Source organism: Pseudomonas sp. CF161 (genome assembly GCF_000416215.1).
In the GTDB taxonomy this organism is placed as follows: Bacteria; Pseudomonadota; Gammaproteobacteria; order Pseudomonadales; family Pseudomonadaceae; genus Aquipseudomonas.
In genome coordinates, this window is sequence record NZ_ATLP01000008.1 from 1 (window position 1) to 1582 (window position 1582).

Below are 1582 nucleotides of genomic sequence, written 5' to 3' on the forward strand. Positions count from 1 at the left end.
GGTGGCTGGGGGACAGCCTGAGCAGCGGTTTTGTACTGATGGCGGCCTTGCTGCTGGGGGCGGCCCTGGGGTTGCCGGTGCTGCTCGATGCCGTGCTCGGCGGGCTGCTGGGGCGCAGTCGCTCGGTACTGGGGCAGTGGTTTGTCGCCGATTGCCGTCAGCAACTGCCGGCCCTGAGCCTGGCGTTGATGGCGCTGCTGCTGGCCCTGGCGGCCAATATCGGCGCCGGCAGCATGACCTCGGGCTTTCGCCAGACCTTCACTGACTGGCTCGAACAGCGCCTGACCGCTGAGCTGTACCTCAATCCCCAGGGCCCGGCCCAGGCCCGAGAGCTGCAACAGTGGCTGCCCGCGCAGCCGGAAGTCACAGCGCTGCTGCCCAGCTGGCTGGTGCCGGTGCAATTGCAGGGCTGGCCGGCGGAGCTGTACGGGGTCATCGACCATCCGACCTACCGCCAGCACTGGCCGCTGCTGGAAGCCCTGGGCGAGCAGCCCTGGGACCAGTTGGCCCGGGACGACAGCCTGATGCTCAACGAACAGCTGGCGCGTCGGCTCAAGGTACGTGTCGGCGACCGCTTGCCGATCCCGGTGCCTGAAGGCCAATGGGCGCCGCAGGTGGTGGGGATCTACGCCGACTACGGCAACCCCAAGGGCCATATCCTGGTCAACGCCGGGCACCTGCTGCAGCACTGGCCGCAACTGACGCCGAGCCGTTTCAACCTGCGGATCGAGCCGTCGGCCATCGGCCCCCTGGTCAGCCGTTTGCACCAGCAGTTTGCCCTCGACGACAGCCGGATCATCGATCAGGTGCAGCTCAAGGGTTGGTCGAGCCAGGTCTTCGAACGCACCTTCGCCGCCACGGCGGCCCTCAATAGCCTGACCCTGGGGGTGTCCGGTGTGGCGCTGTTTATCAGCCTGCTGACCCAGAGCCAGAGCCGCCTGGGCCAGTTGGCGCCGTTGTGGGCCCTGGGCGTGACCCGGCGCCAACTGATGCTGCTCAACCTGGGCCAGACCTGGCTGCTGGCGGCGCTGACCCTGGTTTTGGCGCTGCCCCTGGGCATCGCCCTGGCCTGGTGCCTGGATACCGTGATCAACGTTCAAGCCTTCGGCTGGCGCCTGCCGTTGCGGGTGTTCCCCTGGCAGTTGCTGCAACTGCTGGGGCTGGCGCTGTTGGCCACTTTGCTGGCGTCGGCCTGGCCGCTGTACACGCTGTACCGCACGCAACCCGTGGACCTGCTGAGGACGTTTGCCGATGAGCATTGATCGGACATGCCGTCGCCTGTTACTGGCATTGGGCCTGTGCCTGGGCGGTTGTGATCAGCCCGCCGCACCGCAACAGGGCTTCGCCGGGCTGGGCAACCAGGCGGCCGACTTCGCCCAGGTGGTGCCGGGCCGGACGTTCGGCTTTCCCGCCGACCACGGTGCCCATGAGGGGTTTCGCATCGAATGGTGGTACCTCACCGCCGACCTGGTGGACCCGCAAGGCCAGCACTTCGGCGTGCAATGGACGCTGTTTCGCAGCGCCTTGCGCCCCGGCCCCGAGCAGCCTGGCTGGGGCGCGCCGGTGGTGTGGCTGGGGCACG

Annotated in this window: 2 protein-coding genes; both read left to right on the forward strand. The window is 68.2% G+C overall.

Translation table 11 applies throughout. From position 1 onward, the window contains the following. A partial coding sequence (locus tag CF161_RS00055) for an ABC transporter permease (protein WP_020294473.1) occupies positions 1–1262 on the forward strand: 1262 nt, incomplete at its 5' end. Next, positions 1252–1582, forward strand: a 331-nt coding sequence (locus CF161_RS00060) for a lipocalin-like domain-containing protein (protein ID WP_020294474.1), incomplete at its 3' end; no start/stop codon positions are given. The genes CF161_RS00055 and CF161_RS00060, both read left to right, overlap by 11 nt.